Annotated in this window: 15 protein-coding genes; 6 read left to right on the forward strand and 9 right to left on the reverse strand. The window is 65.5% G+C overall.

Annotated features, from left to right (window positions below):
• Positions 1-30: 30 nt before the first annotated feature.
• Positions 31-1,428 carry a M20/M25/M40 family metallo-hydrolase gene (locus ACFSX5_RS07565; protein ID WP_386832666.1) on the forward strand — a complete coding sequence of 466 codons (1,398 nt, stop codon included), beginning with the start codon at positions 31-33 and terminating at the stop codon, positions 1,426-1,428.
• A 2-nt stretch (positions 1,429-1,430) separates the two neighbouring features.
• Here ACFSX5_RS07565 and ACFSX5_RS07570 read toward each other — a convergent pair whose 3' ends face one another.
• From ACFSX5_RS07570 to ACFSX5_RS07580, 3 genes are read right to left on the reverse strand one after another with little or no spacing between them, the layout of a single operon-like run.
• Complete coding sequence (locus ACFSX5_RS07570) at positions 1,431-2,522, reverse strand: ATP-dependent DNA helicase (RefSeq protein ID WP_386832667.1); 1,092 nt, start codon at positions 2,520-2,522, stop codon at positions 1,431-1,433.
• Positions 2,522-3,220 (reverse strand): fumarylacetoacetate hydrolase family protein, encoded by a 699-nt coding sequence (locus tag ACFSX5_RS07575; RefSeq protein ID WP_386832668.1) that lies wholly within the window; start codon positions 3,218-3,220, stop codon positions 2,522-2,524. The genes ACFSX5_RS07570 and ACFSX5_RS07575 overlap by 1 nt, the downstream gene beginning before the upstream one ends.
• A complete protein-coding gene (locus ACFSX5_RS07580) occupies positions 3,195-4,256 on the reverse strand; it encodes an aldo/keto reductase (RefSeq protein WP_386832669.1) in 1,062 nt (353 codons plus the stop codon). Before ACFSX5_RS07580 ends, ACFSX5_RS07575 begins: the two co-directional genes overlap by 26 nt.
• 97 nt (positions 4,257-4,353) lie before the next feature.
• Between ACFSX5_RS07580 and ACFSX5_RS07585 the strand changes: the two genes are divergently transcribed.
• The gene (locus tag ACFSX5_RS07585; protein ID WP_386832670.1) at positions 4,354-5,217 is read left to right on the forward strand and encodes an EamA family transporter; all 864 of its coding nucleotides are present in this window, start codon (positions 4,354-4,356) and stop codon (positions 5,215-5,217) included.
• 63 nt (positions 5,218-5,280) lie between these two features.
• Complete coding sequence (locus ACFSX5_RS07590; RefSeq protein WP_386832671.1) at positions 5,281-5,676, forward strand: YciI family protein; 396 nt, start codon at positions 5,281-5,283, stop codon at positions 5,674-5,676.
• A gap of 189 nt (positions 5,677-5,865) precedes the next feature.
• Here ACFSX5_RS07590 and purU read toward each other — a convergent pair whose 3' ends face one another.
• The gene (gene purU / locus ACFSX5_RS07595; RefSeq protein WP_386832672.1) at positions 5,866-6,720 is read right to left on the reverse strand and encodes a formyltetrahydrofolate deformylase; all 855 of its coding nucleotides are present in this window, start codon (positions 6,718-6,720) and stop codon (positions 5,866-5,868) included.
• Positions 6,721-7,152: 432 nt separating this feature from the next.
• Here purU and ACFSX5_RS07600 point away from each other — a divergent pair, with 432 nt between their 5' ends.
• Complete coding sequence (locus ACFSX5_RS07600; protein WP_386832673.1) at positions 7,153-7,527, forward strand: DUF2267 domain-containing protein; 375 nt, start codon at positions 7,153-7,155, stop codon at positions 7,525-7,527.
• On the opposite strand, the gene ACFSX5_RS07605 is transcribed toward ACFSX5_RS07600, so the two are convergent.
• The 5 genes from ACFSX5_RS07605 to ACFSX5_RS07625 all read right to left on the reverse strand — a co-directional run bounded on the left by ACFSX5_RS07605 (position 7,519) and on the right by ACFSX5_RS07625 (position 12,172).
• On the reverse strand, positions 7,519-7,911 hold the full coding sequence (locus ACFSX5_RS07605) for a hypothetical protein (protein WP_386832674.1): 393 nt from the start codon (positions 7,909-7,911) through the stop codon (positions 7,519-7,521). The genes ACFSX5_RS07600 and ACFSX5_RS07605 overlap by 9 nt on opposite strands.
• 22 nt (positions 7,912-7,933) lie before the next feature.
• On the reverse strand, positions 7,934-8,743 hold the full coding sequence (locus tag ACFSX5_RS07610; RefSeq protein ID WP_386832675.1) for an ABC transporter permease subunit: 810 nt from the start codon (positions 8,741-8,743) through the stop codon (positions 7,934-7,936).
• A 1-nt stretch (position 8,744) separates the two neighbouring features.
• Complete coding sequence (locus ACFSX5_RS07615) at positions 8,745-9,602, reverse strand: ABC transporter permease subunit (RefSeq protein ID WP_386835594.1); 858 nt, start codon at positions 9,600-9,602, stop codon at positions 8,745-8,747.
• Between the two features lie 271 nt (positions 9,603-9,873).
• Positions 9,874-11,022: an ABC transporter ATP-binding protein gene (locus ACFSX5_RS07620; RefSeq protein ID WP_386832676.1), complete on the reverse strand. Its 1,149-nt coding sequence runs from the start codon at positions 11,020-11,022 to the stop codon at positions 9,874-9,876.
• Positions 11,023-11,080: 58 nt separating this feature from the next.
• The gene (locus ACFSX5_RS07625; RefSeq protein ID WP_386832677.1) at positions 11,081-12,172 is read right to left on the reverse strand and encodes a polyamine ABC transporter substrate-binding protein; all 1,092 of its coding nucleotides are present in this window, start codon (positions 12,170-12,172) and stop codon (positions 11,081-11,083) included.
• A gap of 436 nt (positions 12,173-12,608) precedes the next feature.
• Between ACFSX5_RS07625 and ACFSX5_RS07630 the strand changes: the two genes are divergently transcribed.
• Both ACFSX5_RS07630 and ACFSX5_RS07635 read left to right on the forward strand, forming a co-directional pair.
• Positions 12,609-13,538 carry a pseudouridine-5'-phosphate glycosidase gene (locus ACFSX5_RS07630; RefSeq protein WP_386832678.1) on the forward strand — a complete coding sequence of 310 codons (930 nt, stop codon included), beginning with the start codon at positions 12,609-12,611 and terminating at the stop codon, positions 13,536-13,538.
• A complete protein-coding gene (locus tag ACFSX5_RS07635) occupies positions 13,535-14,419 on the forward strand; it encodes a carbohydrate kinase family protein (protein WP_386832679.1) in 885 nt (294 codons plus the stop codon). Before ACFSX5_RS07630 ends, ACFSX5_RS07635 begins: the two co-directional genes overlap by 4 nt.
• The last annotated feature ends 24 nt before the right edge of the window (positions 14,420-14,443 follow it).

Genomic DNA, 14,443 nt, shown 5'->3' on the forward strand with positions numbered 1-14,443 from the left:
GCTTCAAGGGTAAGCGCGAAAGGATTCGCCATGACCGCTACCTCTTCCCAGCTGGACGCTGTTCTCGCCGCCGTTGATTCCGGGCTCGACCAAAGCCTCGAGCGCCTCTTCGAGCTGCTGCGGATCAAGTCGATTTCGACCGATCCGGCTTATGCTGCCGAGTGCCAGCGGGCGGCTGACTGGCTGGTCTCGGAATTGAACGGACTTGGCTTCGGCGCTTCCGCGCGGCCGACACCCGGTCACCCGGTGGTGGTGGCCCACGGGCCTGAGCAGGCCGGTCCGCATGTGCTGTTCTACGCCCATTATGACGTGCAGCCGGTCGATCCTGTGGCACTTTGGCATTCCGACCCGTTCGAGCCGGAGCTGCGCGAGGCTGCCGATGGCCGCAAGATCATCGTGGCCCGCGGCGCCTCCGATGACAAAGGCCAGATGCTGACCTTCATCGAGGCCTGCCGCGCCTACAAGGCGGTCACCGGTTCTCTGCCGGTACGTGTGTCTCTGATGCTGGAAGGCGAAGAAGAATCCGGCGGCAAGAACCTGCCGCCCTTCATGGAAGCCAATCGCGACGAACTCGGCACCGCCGACATCGCCCTCGTCTGCGACACGGATATGTGGGATCGCACCACGCCCTCGATCACTGCCATGCTGCGTGGGTTGGTGGGTGAAGAGGTGGAAATCACCGCCGCAAACAAGGACCTGCACTCGGGCATGTTCGGCAACGCTGCCCGCAACCCCAACCAGGTTCTGGCAGATATCATCGCCAGCCTACGAGCTCCCGATGGCTCGGTGGCGATCGAGGGCTTCTATGACGACGTTGCCGAAATCACTCCCGAACTCAAGGCGCAGTGGGCTGGCCTTGGCTTCGACGAGCAGGAATTCCTCGGCGAGGTGGGCCTCTCGGCTCCGGCAGGCGAGCAGAGCCGGAGCGTCCTCGAAATGCTGTGGGCGCGTCCCACTTGCGAAATCAACGGCATGTGGGGTGGCTATACCGGCGATGGCTTCAAGACCGTGATCCCCGCCAAGGCAAGCGCCAAGATCAGCTTCCGCCTCGTCTCCGGCATGCAGCCCGACAAGATCCGCGCCGCCTTCCGCCGCCATGTCGAGGCGCGGCTGCCACCCGATTGCACCGTGCGCTTCTCGGAGCATGGCGGCTCCCCCGCCATCACCGTGCCGACCGACGGACCGATGCTGCAAAAGGCGCTGGTCGGCCTGACCGGAGAATGGGGCAAGCCTGCTGTGGTCACCGGCTCCGGCGGCTCGATACCAGTGGTGGGCGAGTTCAAGCGCATCCTCGGGCTCGACACCCTGCTGATCGGCTTCGCCCAGATCGACGATCAGATCCACAGCCCCAACGAGAAGTACGATCTCGAAAGCTTCCACCGGGGCATCCGCTCCTGGGTGCGAGTACTCGCTGCCCTGGCGGAGTAGCGTCAGGTCACCACGGTGATCTTTTCGGCGGCGCGGGTGATGCCGGTATAGAGCCAGCGCGCCCGCTCCTCTCGGAACACGAAACTCTCGTCGAACAGATAGACATTGTCCCACTGCGAACCTTGCGCCTTATGCACGGTGAGGCAGTAGCCGAAGGTGAACTCGTCGAACTGGCGCCGTTCCGGCCAGCTCATCGCGTCCTCTTCGCCGGAGAAGAACGCCTTGTGCGTCAGAACGCGGGTTTCGCCCTTGCCTTCGTCGTCCGCGAGCAGCAGCGAATACTTGCCGTTGGAGCGGCGGGTGACATCGGTGACGATCCAGATCTGCCCGTTCAGCAGCTTCTTGCGCGGATTGTTGCGCAGGCAAACCATGCGATCACCCACTACAGGCTCATGGAACGGCAGCCCGCGCAACTCCCGCAGCCGATCGTTGTACTGCAGGCGAGTCTTGTTGCGGCCGACCAGTACCTGATCGGCCTCCAGCACCGCATTGCGGTCGACATGCTCGCGGCTGACCACCTCGGACTCACCATAGCGGCCGCGCTCGAGGTAACCGCCTTCGCGCACGGCCATGGAGAGCTGGATGATCGGGTTGTCCGCCGCCTGCCGATGAATCTCGGTGAGCATAAAGTCCGGTTCGTCGGCAGTGAAGAAGCCGGCACCCTGCACCGGCGGGAGCTGGAACGGATCGCCCAGCACCAGCACCTTGGTGCCGAAGCTGAGCAGATCCCGGCCAAGCTGTTCATCCACCATCGAAACTTCGTCGATGACGATGAGATCGGCGTCGGCAGCCGGGGATTCGTCGTCGAGCACGAAGCGCGGTTCGCCCTCCTTCTCGCTGACCAGGGTGTAGATCAGCGAATGGATGGTCTGGGCGCCCTTGCAGCCGCGTTTGCGCATCACCAGGGCGGCCTTGCCGGTGAAGGCAGCGTATTTGACCGTCTTGACGTCCTGCGCCAAGTGGACGGCGAGTGTTGATTTGCCGGTGCCGGCCCAGCCGAAAAGGCGGAAAACCTGCGGACCGTTGCGGTCCTTGAGCCATTTGGAAACGGCGACCAGCGCCGCGTCCTGCTGCGGTGACCAGACGGGCGGCATCAGCTTATGGTGGTCCGGACGGTGCCGATTCCGGCGATTTCGCCTTCGAGTACGTCGCCGCGCTGGACGGGCCCAACCCCGGCCGGCGTGCCGGTCATGATCAGGTCGCCGGCCTTGAGTTCGACCAAGCTACTGAGATTGCTGATGATTTCAGGCACGCTCCAGATCTGGTCGGCGAGGTCGCCGCGCTGGCGTTCGTGGCCGTTGACCCTGAGCGTGATGGCGCCACTGACCGGATGGCCGATCTCGGCGGCGGGGGCGATCGCGCCGATAGGGGCGGAATGGTCGAAGCCCTTGGCCATTTCCCAAGGTTTTCCGGCCTTTTTGGCGGAGGCCTGGAGGTCGCGGCGGGTCATGTCGAGACCGGCGGCGTAGCCGAAAACGTGCGCGAGAGCGGCGTCCACGGGGATGTCCACGCCGTCACGGCCGATAGCGACGACCAGCTCTATTTCGTGATGAAAGTCGGAAGTTTTGGGAGGAAATGGCAGCGTTCCGTTACCGCCGACGACGGCATCGGCGGGTTTTGCGAAGAAAAACGGCGGTTCGCGCACATCATTGCCCATTTCGCGGATGTGCTCGGCATAATTGCGCCCGACACACCAGACGCGACGGACCGCGAAACGGGAGCCGTCGGTCACCGGCAGGGTCACCGGTGGGCGGAGGAAGAGCGGCTCAGCCACGCTTGAACTCCTCGGCATAGGGGCCGATCAGATCGAGGTCGATCGGGCCGAGCCGGTCCTGCGCGGTGAAGCTCTGGTGCCAATAGGGGTAGAGCAGCGGCGGCTGGCTGACGGCATCGAGCCGCTGGCGCTCCTCGGCAGTCAGTTGCAGGCTGGCGGCCTTGAGGTTGTCCTCGAACTGCTCCTGATTGCGCCCGCCGATGATGACGGAGGTGACCCCGGGCCGGCCGAGCAGCCAGGCGAGCGCCACCTGGGCGCCGGAGACGCCGCGGGCGTCGGCCACTTCGACGATGGTGTCGATGATGTCGTAGAGCTTGTCCCAGTCATAGACCGGCGGCTCGCGGAAGCCGCCGACATGGCGGCCGGATTTCGGCCCACCGTCGCGACGGTACTTGCCCGAGAGCAGGCCCCCGGCAATGGGCGACCAGACGAGAATGCCGAGCCCCTGATCCTGCGAGATCGGCACCAGCTCGTACTCGGCTTCGCGGGAGTGGAGGGTGTAATGGATCTGCTGGCTGACGAAGCGGTGCCCGCCGCGTTTGTCGGCGGCCGCCAGCGCCTTCATGATGTGCCAGCCGGAATAGTTGGAGCAGCCGATATAGCGGACCTTGCCCTGCTCGACGAGCGTGTCGAGCGCGGCCATGGTCTCCTCGATCGGCGTCATGCCATCCCATTCGTGGACCTGGTAGAGGTCGATCACGTCGGTCTTGAGCCGTTTGAGGCTGGCTTCGCACTGCTGGATGATGTGGTGGCGCGATAGGCCGATCTCGTTGGGCCCGTCCCCCATCTTGAAGCGGACCTTGGTGGCGACCAGCGCCCGCTGTCGACGGCCGTTCTCGCTGAGCGCCACACCCAGCATCTCCTCGGAAACGCCGGCATTGTAGACATTGGCGGTGTCGAACAGGTTGATGCCGTGATCGAGGCAGAGATCGACCTGGCGCGTCGCGTCGTCCTGGCCGGTGGCGCCGACGCGCTCGGAACCGCCGAAGGTCATGGTCCCCATGGTCATGGTCGACACCTTGAGACCGGAGCGTCCGAGATAACGATACTCCATCGACATTCCTCCTTTGTTCCGCGTCAGCAACGGCTAAAGCCCATTGAGAGCGCGGTCAATCCGCACTAGGCAGAAGCGGTTCGCGAAAGCTCTTTCCTTGCTCCAAAAATCCATTCTCCTGCCCGTGTTGCTGGTGGTGCTCGGCATGATCGCCACCCAGACCGGCGCGTCCTTTGCCAAGATGCTGTTCCCGCTGGTGGGCGCACAGGGCGCGACGGCGTTGCGACTGACCCTCGCTGCCTTGGTGCTGGTGCTGGTGTTCCGGCCCTGGCGGCACCGGCTGGACGGTCGACAATGGCGGGCGGTGCTGCTCTATGGCGGCGCCATGGGAGCGATGAACCTCTTGTTCTATGCAGCGCTGACGAGCATTCCGCTCGGGGTCGCCGTGGCGCTGGAATTCACCGGTCCGCTGGCGGTGGCGCTGGCCGGATCGCGCCGCCCGCTCGACTTCTTCTGGGTGCTGATGACGGTGGGCGGACTGGTGCTGTTGCTGCCGCTCGGACATTTCTCGGGCGACATCGCCATCGGCGGCGTGCTGCTGGCCCTCGGAGCGGGCGTGTGCTGGGCCGGCTATATCGTCTTCGGGCAACGGGCCGGCACCGGCGGCGGGCCGCATACGGCCGCCCTGGGTGTCGCGACGGCGGCAGTGATCGCCCTGCCCTTCGGCATCGCCGGAGCGGGCACGGCGCTGATCGACGCCTCCATCCTGCCGCTGGCGCTGGCGGTGGCGCTGCTTTCCAGCGCCATCCCCTATGCACTCGACATGGTGGCGCTGCCGCATATTCCGGCGCGTCTGTTCGGCATCCTGATGAGCGCGCAGCCGGCCTTCGCTGCGCTGTCCGGCCTGATCATTCTCCAAGAGCGGCTGGAGTTGCCGCAACTGGCGGGGATCGCCGCCATTGTCGTCGCCTCACTCGGCGCCACCGCCACGATCAGCCGGCCGGCCCCGCCGGTTGCGTAGTTGCCGGGATGGCAGCGCCACATTTTTGAGGCATAGTCCGCCCCGGAGAGAGGGAGTCTGCCGATGCTGTATGCAGTGCTTTGCTACAACGACGAAAACGCCGTCGCGACCTGGACCCAGGAAGAGGATGACGCCTGCATGGCGCGCCTTGCCGAGGTCAATGGCCGCATGGCCGCCAAGGGCAAGCTTGGACCGGTGGCCCGGCTGAAGAATACCGACAAGGCCGTGACCGTGCGCAAGGGCACCACGCCCTTCGTGGTCGATGGCCCATTCGCCGAGACCAAGGAGCAGTTCCTCGGCTTCTATGTGGTCGACTGCGAAACGCTCGACGAGGCCGTGGCTTTCGTTAAGGAACTGACCGAGGCGAACCCGGGCAGCGGCTCCTATGAGATCCGCCCGGTGCGCTTCTACAGCCCGAGTGCCTTGGCGGAGAGGAAAGAGGCCGAAGCGGCCGCTTAGCGGATCGGCTTCCCACGCCTGGGGGCTTGCCTAACCTTCGCCGCCCTTCCCCTAAGAGGGAGGGGGTCCATCCGTGGACCACAAGACCACCCCACCCCAGCTCTGCTACGGCCCTACGGGCCTTAGCGACGCTACCCTCCCCTCAAGGGGGAGGGAGGACACGGGCCGAGGTTCAATCCCTTCGGCAGCCTAGCCGAACACCACCGTCTTGCGACCGTTGAGCATCACGCGGCTTTCGAGGTGGAGCTTGACGGCGCGGGCGAGCACGCGGCTTTCGATGTCACGGCCGGCGGCGATCAGGTAGTCCGGGCTCATGGCATGAGTGACGCGGGCGGTTTCCTGCTCGATGATCGGGCCCTCGTCAAGATCGGGGGTCACGTAATGCGCCGTGGCGCCGATGATCTTGACGCCGCGCTCATGCGCCTGGTGGTAGGGCTTGGCGCCCTTGAAGCTGGGCAGGAAGGAGTGGTGGATGTTGATCGCCTGCCCGAACAGCCGGGTGGCAAGCTTGTCGGACAGCACCTGCATGTAGCGGGCCAGCACCACCAGCTCCGCCCCGGTCTGCTTGACGATGGCGAGGACCTGCTCTTCCTGCTCGGCCTTGGTGTCCTTGGTCACCGGCAACAGATGGTAGGGAATGCCGGCGTCTTCGGCGATCTTGCGGGCGTCGTCGTGGTTGGAAATGATCGCCGCGACCTCGGCATCGAGCCAGCCGACGCGGATCTGGTAGAGCAGGTGCAAGAGCGTATGGTCGAACTTCGAGACCATGATGACGATGCGCTTCTTGCGGCTCTGGTCGACCAGGCTGGTCTTCATGCCGAACCGCTCGATCGGCGATTTGAGGGCGCGCTCGAGCTCGTCGCGGCCGACACCTTCCGGTGCCGTGAAGGCTAGGCGCATGAAGAAGCGGCCGGTCTCGCGATCCCAGAACTGGTTGGACTCGGCGATATTGGCATTGAGCGCCGCAAGCTCGGTGGTGACCGCGGCAACGATGCCGGGACGGTCTTCGCAGGACAGGGTGAGGACGAAATTGGCCGCCGACATGCTGAAAACTCAATGGATTACCGGGTCCGAGGTACCGGCGCCCCGACGCAAGGTCAAGCGGCAAAGGAAAAGGGCCACCCTTGCGGGCGGCCCTTCCTGAGTTTATCGGCCTCGAGGGGCCGGGAGGTGTGCGTGTGGTCCTTAGCCGCGTTCCCGAACCGGAAAAGTGGTGCCCACTTTTCCTGAGAACGCTCTAGGCGAGATCACTCCCTGCCATCACACGAAAACCCAGACCTTCCTCGAGAGCCAAAATCTCATAAGACACTGGATCACCTCCTTTCAGCTGTTGAACATGAACGCAGAATGACAGGTTTTCCGGGCTTGTCCAGTCACGGATACGACAGCCGCGGGAGCAAGGATGAACGGAAGATGGCCGGAGGCTGACGTGACCAACCCACGCGATGTCAAATATGCCAACGAGAGTATCGCCCTTTGGCAGCAAAGCTGAAGGAGCGGGCGCTGCTTGCGACCAACAACATCACCTTCGCCTGCCTTCGCGGCGTGCTGCATGAACTGCGCGCGCGGCTGCCGCTTGGGGACATCGCCACCTTCGGCAATCACCTGCCGGCCGTGCAGCGCGGCGTGTTCTACCAGGACTGGCGCCCGGCCGAGCCGCTGCCCACGCCGGACCTCGCCAGCTTCGAGACGGCGCTCGCCGAACGGCTGCTGCCCCATGTCCACATGCCGGAGGGGATTACGGCCGACACGCTGTGGGTGATCAGGACAGAGAGTGAGCCGTACGATGCAGCGGAAATGCACAAGGTGCTGCCGCAGCCTCTGGCGGAACTGTGGGACCGGCTAGCGTGAGCGGTTGGCGCGGAAGCGGTCGAGCAGCATGCGTGCTGCGAAGTAAACAACGGAAGCTGTCACCGCGGCGATGGCGATGACCGCGGGGTGGTCGTCCGGGGTCCAGGAGACGACACCAACGGCCAGGGCCACCAGGATGCCTTCGAGCAGGGTGCGCTCCATCCGGCTGGGGCTGAAGGGAATCTGCGAGCGTTCAGGGTTGAACAGCGCACCGAGGCCGAGCCAGGCGATCACGAAGACGATGCTGAGCATGGCCTTGAGGGTGGCGACGCTCGGCGGGTCGCCCTGCAACCAACTGCCCACCCCCACCAGGACGGCGATGACGATCGCGCCGACATACTTTGCGACCAGCCGGTGCTCACGAATGTATTCGGAGAGCTTCATCGGCGGCTCCATGTGCTCGTGCTTACGCCCGTCTCTTTCTGGGGCGGGCGCGCAGTTGCAGGATGGTGGCGGTGAGGACGCCCAGGGCGACGATGCCGATGATGATGGTGGCAAGCGCGTTGACGTCGGGCGACACGCCAAGCCGGACCTTGGAGAAGATCACCATCGGCAGGGTGGACGAGCCGGGGCCCGACACGAAACTGGCGATCACGAGGTCATCGAGCGACAGGGTGAAGCCGAGCAGCCACCCCGACACCAGCGCCGGGGCGATGATCGGCAGGGTGACGTCGAAGAAGGTGCGGACCGGCGAGGCGCCGAGATCCATCGCCGCTTCCTCAAGGCTCCGGTCGAAGTCGCTGAGGCGCGATTGCACCACCACGGCCACATAGGCGGTGCAGAAGGTGGCATGGGCAATGACGATGGTGAGCATGCCGCGCCCCCGCGGCCAGCCGATCAGCCCTTCCATGGCAACGAACAGCAAGAGCAGCGACAGGCCGGTGATCACGTCGGGCATGACCAGCGGCGCCGACACGGTGCCGGCAAAGGCGGTGCGGCCGCGGAAGCGCCGGAAGCGCACCAGCGCCACGGCGGCCAGCGTGCCCAGCACCAGCGCGATGGTGGCGCTGAGCGCGGCGATCTGCAGGCTCAGCCAGGCAGCGCCCAGCATCTGCGGGTCGCGGAACAGTTCGCCATACCACTTGGTCGAAAAGCCCGACCAGACGGTGACCAGCCGCGACTCGTTGAACGAGAAGATCACCAGCGACACGATGGGCGCATAGAGGAAGGAAAAGCCCAGCGCCGCTGCGATCGGAAGAAACCAGCCCCGGCGCATGCTACTTCTCCACCACGGCGCCCTGCGCCTTCTGCAACAGCATGATCGGCACCACCACGACCACCAGCATGGCGACCGCCACGGCGGCGGCCCGCGGCCAGTTGGCGGCGGTGAAGAACTCGTCCCACAGGACCCGACCGATCATCAGCGTTTCCGGACCACCGAGAAGCGAGGGAATGACGAACTCACCGATTGCCGGGATGAAGACCAGCATGGACCCCGCGACGATGCCCGGGATCGACAGCGGCAGGGTCACCGACAGGAAGGTCCTGAGCGGCCGCGCCCCGAGGTCGGCGGCAGCCTCGAACAACGACACGTCGAGCTTCACCAGGGTGGTGTAGAGGGGCAGGATCATGAACGGCAGGTAGGTATAGACGATGCCGACATAGACCGCGAAATCGGTCTGCATCATCACCAGCGGCTCGATGCCGAAGAGGCCGAGGAACTGGTTGATGACACCATTGCCGCGCATGAACCCTGTCAACGCATAGACGCGCAGGAGGAACGAGGTGAAGAACGGCAGGATCACCAGCATCAGCAGGATGTTGCGCCACTGCTCCGGCGCCCGCGCGATGGCATAGGCCATCGGGTAGCCGATCAACAGGGTGATGATCGTCGACACGAAGGCGATGCGGATGGAGCTCAGATAGGCCGCCACATAGAGGTTGTCGGTGAACAGCCTGATGTAGTTGGATAGGTGCAGGGTGAGCTGCACCGTGCCTTCCTCGGTGGTGGTGAGGAGCGGCGAATAGGGCGGGCGGCCGAACTGCTTGGTGGCGAGCGAAATGCCGAACACCACCGCGAGCGGAACGACGAAGAAGACGAGCAGCCACAGAACCGGCGCTGCCAGCACCAGCATGCGCCCGGAAATGCCGACCTTGGCGAGGCGCTTTTCCACGGCGCGCCAGGGCTTGAGGCGTCGCGGCGGGGGTATGGTGGGGTCGTGGGTGGTGGTCATGCAGGTCTCCCCGCTTGCTCGGCGCCACAGCCCCCCTCCCCCTTGAGGGGAGGGGCTGGGGGTGGGGGTGTCGTGCTCATTGCGCGCTCAGAGTGCGGGGCTGTCCACGACACCCCCACCCTAGCCCTCCCCTCAAGGGGGAGGGGACCGACCGCGTTTGCCGCCGACCTGGTCATACCGTCAGCACCGAGCCGGCGTTGTCGTCCCAGGAGACATAGACCTGCTCTTCCCAGGTGATGGCGTCGGGGTTGCCGCGCACCGAATTGGTCTGGCTGACGCGGATGCGTTTGCCGCTTTCCAGCAGCACCTGGTAGAGCGAGATGTCGCCGAGATAGGCGATTTCCTCGACCACGCCCTTGGTGACGTTGGCCCCGAACGTGTCGGCCGGCTGTTCGCGGCTGAGATGCATCTTTTCGGGGCGGACGGCCCACCACAGGAGCTGGTCGGGGGCGCAGTCGACGCCGTGGCCGACATAGATGTCGCAGCCGAGTTCGCTCGAGCGGATGCGCACATGGTCGGGCTCGTCCTCGGTGACGATGCCTTCCACCATGTTGGCGGAGCCGATGAAATTGGCGACGAAGCGGGAGTTCGGAAACTCGTAGATGTCGGTGGGCTCGCCGATCATGGCGATCTCGCCCTGGTTCATCACCCCGATGCGGGTGGCGAGCGTCATCGCCTCTTCCTGGTCGTGGGTGACGACGATGAAGGTGACGCCGAGCGATTCCTGAATCTTGACCAGCTCGAACTGGGTTTCCTCGCGCAGCTTCTTGTCGAGCGCGCCCAGCGGTTCGTCGAGCAGCAGCAGCTTGGGGCGCTTGGCGAGGGATCGGGCGAGGGCCACGCGCTGCCGCTGACCGCCCGAAAGCTGATGGGGCCGGCGCTTGCCATAGTCCTGGAGTTTGACCAGCGTCAGCAGCTCGGCGACGCGGTCCTGAATCTCGCCCTTGGGCAGGTGGTCGCGCTTGAGTCCATAGGCGATGTTCTGCTCGACGCTCATATGCGGGAACAGCGCATAGCTCTGGAACATCATGTTGACCGGCCGCTGGTAGGGCGGGGTGTCGGTCATGTCCTGACCGTCGATCTCGATGCTGCCGCTGGTCGGCTTCTCGAAGCCGGCGAGCATGCGCAACAGCGTCGACTTGCCGGAACCCGATCCGCCGAGCAGGCAGAACAGCTCGGAGCGGTAGATGTCGAGCGACACGTCGGACACGGCGAAGACGTCACCGAACTTCTTGGTGACGTTCTTGATGCGCACGAAGGGCTTGGCAGCGGGGTCGCGCCACGGGCGGGTGTCGATCGCGAGCTGCGGCTTCTTGGCCATGGGCGGGACTCTTGAAAGGCTGAAGGGGCGGCCGCCGGGCCGCCCCTTTCGGTAGGTCTTACTGGCCGGTTTTGATGCGGGTCCAGGTGCGGGTCAAGACCTCTTCGAATTCGGGCGAATGGGCCCGCATCACGAAGGCTTGCTCGACCGTCTCGGCCGGCGGGTAGATGCCCGGATTGGACTTCACTTCCTCATCGACGAACTCGAGCGCGGGGAGGTTCGGGTTGGCGTAGAACACGTAGTTGGTGATCTCGGCCACGACTTCCGGGCGCAGGATGTAGTCGATGAACTTGTGGGCGTTTTCCGGATGCGGGGCATCGGCCGGAATGGCGAGGAAGTCGAACAGCGTTGCCGCCCCTTCCTTGGGGATCAGGTAGTTGACCTCGACGCCCTGGCCGGCTTCGGCAGCGGCATCGCTGGCGATGAACACGTCGCCCGAATAGCCCAGCGACAGGCAGACTTCGCCATTACCCAGGTCATCGATGTACTGGGAGGAGTGGAAGTAGCGGATATGCGGCTTGATGGAGTTGAGCAGCTCCTCGGCCTTGGCGAGGTCTTCCTCGCTCTCCGAGTTCGGATCGAGCCCGAGATAGTGGAGCGCAATGCCGACCACTTCGGTGGGGCTGTCGAGCACGGTCACGCCGCAGGAGGCGAGCTTGGACACTACTTCCGGATCGAACAGCAGGTCCCAGCTATCGACCGGGGCATCGGCGCCGAGCGCTTCGGTGACCTTGGCGACGTTGTAGCCGAGGCCGATGGTGTTGATCATGTAGGGCACGCCATGGGCGTTGTCCGGATCCTGGCCGGCAGCAGTCGCCATCACGGCGGGGTCGAGATTGCCGAGATTGGTGAGCTTGGACTTGTCGAGCGGCAGGATCAGGCCGAACTTGATCTGGCGCTCGAGGAAGTTGCCGCTCGGCACGACGATGTCGTAGCCGGAATTGCCGGCGAGGAGCTTGGCGTCGACGATCTCGTTGCTGTCATAGACGTCGTAATTGACGGTGATGCCGGTCTCCGCCTCGAAATTGGCGATGGTGTCCTCGGCGATGTAGTCGGACCAGTTGTAGACGTTGAGGACCGGCTCTTCCTGGGCAAGAGCGGGGCTGGCGGCCATCAGCGCGCCGAGCGCAAGGGCAACGGACTTGTTCATCTCGTTCGAACACTCCTTAGGGATGGGTCGTGGATTGGGCGGCGCCCCGGGGCACCGCGAGACGGCAGGCGTGCGGGCGACCGCACCGACACTCAGACGCGATATGTCATGGGCAGACCCGCTTCAGGCAGACGGAGGGGCGTGAGACACGCGCAAAACAGGCGCCTGCGGGCGCTGGCGGACTGGGCTGAAGCTCGCCGGGTGAACCACCCGGATCGACCCGCGCCACCGGCGCGGTCAACAATGACGGTCTGCAGCGAAGTACCCTTTCCCCGCTAGGGTTTGCGGCGATGGACCCTAGAGCCAAAACCCCTGGCGGACAAGGGATCAAAAGCGCTCAATCTCGCGACTTGACGGGCCGTGCTGGGGCGTCGCAAAACCGCTGCCGAGCGGGGCTCGTCCCCGCCCCGTTTTCTCTTCTGCCCCGGATGTGACCATGAGCGCCAAGGACTACCTCACGATCGGCCCCGAAGCGGCCGCGGCACTGGCGGAGGGACGGCCGGTGGTGGCGCTGGAATCGACCATCATCACCCACGGCATGCCCTATCCGCAGAACCTCGAAATGGCGCAGAGCGTCGAGGCGGTGATCCGGGCAGAAGGCGCCATTCCCGCCACCATTGCGGTGATGGACGGGCGCTTCCATGTCGGCGTGTCGGGCAACGACCTCGAGCGGCTGGCACTGGAAGGCGGCAAGGCCGCCAAGGCGAGCCGCCGCGACATCTCGGCCCTGCTGGTACAGAAGCGCATTGCCGGCACCACCGTCGCCACGACCATGCAGATCGCCGCCGAGGCGGGCATTCATGTGTTTGCGACCGGCGGCATCGGCGGCGTCCATCGCGGCGCCGAGGAAACCTTCGACATTTCCGCCGACCTCGAGGAACTCGGGCGCACCCCTGTGGCGGTAGTCTGTGCCGGTGCCAAGTCGATCCTCGATATCGGCAAGACCCTGGAAGTGCTGGAAACCAACGGCGTGCCGGTGATCGGCTATGGCACCGAGGACTTCCCGGCCTTCTGGGCACGCCAGAGCGGGCACAAGGTGGATCACCGCTTCGACGACGTCGCCGACATCGCGCGGGTGCTGGCGCTGCAGATCGAGCTCGAGCTCGGCGGCATCCTCGTCGCCAACCCGATCCCGGAAGCCGATGCGCTCGATCCCGCCGCCATCGAAGCGCGCATCGCCGAGGCGATCGGCCATGCCGAGGCGGAAGGGGTGTCGCGCAAGGACCTGACCCCGTTCCTGCTCAAGCGCATCTTCGAACTCACCGAAGGCCGCTCGCTCAAGGCCAATATCGCTCTCGTCGAGAACAATGCGCGGGTGGCCGCCCGCCTTGCCGTGGCCCTGGCCCGCCAGACCGCCGCCGCATGAAACGCGTGCTCGTCGTCGGGGACGTGATGACGGACGTGATCGTCACGCCCGAAGGCCCGATCGTGCGCGGCAGCGACCGGCGCGCCACCATCCGCAGCCGCCCCGGTGGCTCCGGTGCCAACCAGGCGGTGTGGCTCGGCTCGATGGGCGTGCCGGTGCTGTTCGCAGCGCGGGTCGGCTCTGCCGACAAGACCATGTACGAGAACTATTTCCGCGGGCTGGGGGTGACCCCTGCCCTGGCCGGCGATCGCGAGCAGCCCTCGGGCGTGCTGGTGACCATTCTCGACGCCGATGGCGAGCGCAGCTTCCTCACCGACCGCGGCGCCAACCTCAACCTCTCTCCCGACGATCTCGGCGACGATCTGCTCGACGAGGCCGGGCTGGTGATGGCCTCGGGCTACAGCTTCTTTGCGCCAGGGCCGCGGGTGGCGGTGCAGCAATTGCTCGAGCGGGCGCGCGCGCGGGACGTGGCGGTGGCAATCGATCCGGCTTCGGTGGGCTTCCTCGCCGAGGTCGGCGCGGGCACCTTCCTCGGCTGGACCGCGGGGGCGGACCTGCTGTTCGCCAATGCCGACGAGGCCGAGGCGCTGACCGGGCTCACCGAACCGCAGGCGCAGATCGCGGCGCTGGGGGCACACTACCACACCGTGGTCCTCAAGCAGGGGCGCAACGGCGCCATGCTCGGCGACGTGGCCGGCATCCGGCTGCGCTTGCCGGCGCCGGCAGTGGCGGTGGTGGACTCGACCGGTGCTGGGGATGCGTTCGCCGCCGGCTTCGTTGCCGCACGGCTGCGCGGTGAGGACGAGGCCCAAGCGCTGGCAGCGGGGATCGCCGCCGGGGCGCAGGCAGTGCAGTCGCTCGGCGGCCAGCCGCAGAGCTGACGCCCGCCGGCACAATCCGTCCGC

The organism is Devosia albogilva (assembly GCF_042685625.1).
GTDB classification, from domain to species: domain Bacteria; phylum Pseudomonadota; class Alphaproteobacteria; order Rhizobiales; family Devosiaceae; genus Devosia; species Devosia albogilva.

Coding starts and splice junctions, on each gene's coding strand:
- ACFSX5_RS07565 (WP_386832666.1), top strand. CDS start 31: ATGACCGCTACCTCTTCCCAGCTGGACGCTGTTCTCGCCGCCGTTGAT.
- ACFSX5_RS07570 (WP_386832667.1), bottom strand. CDS start 2,522: ATGCCGCCCGTCTGGTCACCGCAGCAGGACGCGGCGCTGGTCGCCGTT.
- ACFSX5_RS07575 (WP_386832668.1), bottom strand. CDS start 3,220: ATGCCGAGGAGTTCAAGCGTGGCTGAGCCGCTCTTCCTCCGCCCACCG.
- ACFSX5_RS07580 (WP_386832669.1), bottom strand. CDS start 4,256: ATGGAGTATCGTTATCTCGGACGCTCCGGTCTCAAGGTGTCGACCATG.
- ACFSX5_RS07590 (WP_386832671.1), top strand. CDS start 5,281: ATGCTGTATGCAGTGCTTTGCTACAACGACGAAAACGCCGTCGCGACC.
- purU (WP_386832672.1), bottom strand. CDS start 6,720: ATGTCGGCGGCCAATTTCGTCCTCACCCTGTCCTGCGAAGACCGTCCC.
- ACFSX5_RS07605 (WP_386832674.1), bottom strand. CDS start 7,911: ATGAAGCTCTCCGAATACATTCGTGAGCACCGGCTGGTCGCAAAGTAT.
- ACFSX5_RS07610 (WP_386832675.1), bottom strand. CDS start 8,743: ATGCGCCGGGGCTGGTTTCTTCCGATCGCAGCGGCGCTGGGCTTTTCC.
- ACFSX5_RS07615 (WP_386835594.1), bottom strand. CDS start 9,602: ATGCTGGTGCTGGCAGCGCCGGTTCTGTGGCTGCTCGTCTTCTTCGTC.
- ACFSX5_RS07620 (WP_386832676.1), bottom strand. CDS start 11,022: ATGGCCAAGAAGCCGCAGCTCGCGATCGACACCCGCCCGTGGCGCGAC.
- ACFSX5_RS07625 (WP_386832677.1), bottom strand. CDS start 12,172: ATGAACAAGTCCGTTGCCCTTGCGCTCGGCGCGCTGATGGCCGCCAGC.
- ACFSX5_RS07630 (WP_386832678.1), top strand. CDS start 12,609: ATGAGCGCCAAGGACTACCTCACGATCGGCCCCGAAGCGGCCGCGGCA.
- ACFSX5_RS07635 (WP_386832679.1), top strand. CDS start 13,535: ATGAAACGCGTGCTCGTCGTCGGGGACGTGATGACGGACGTGATCGTC.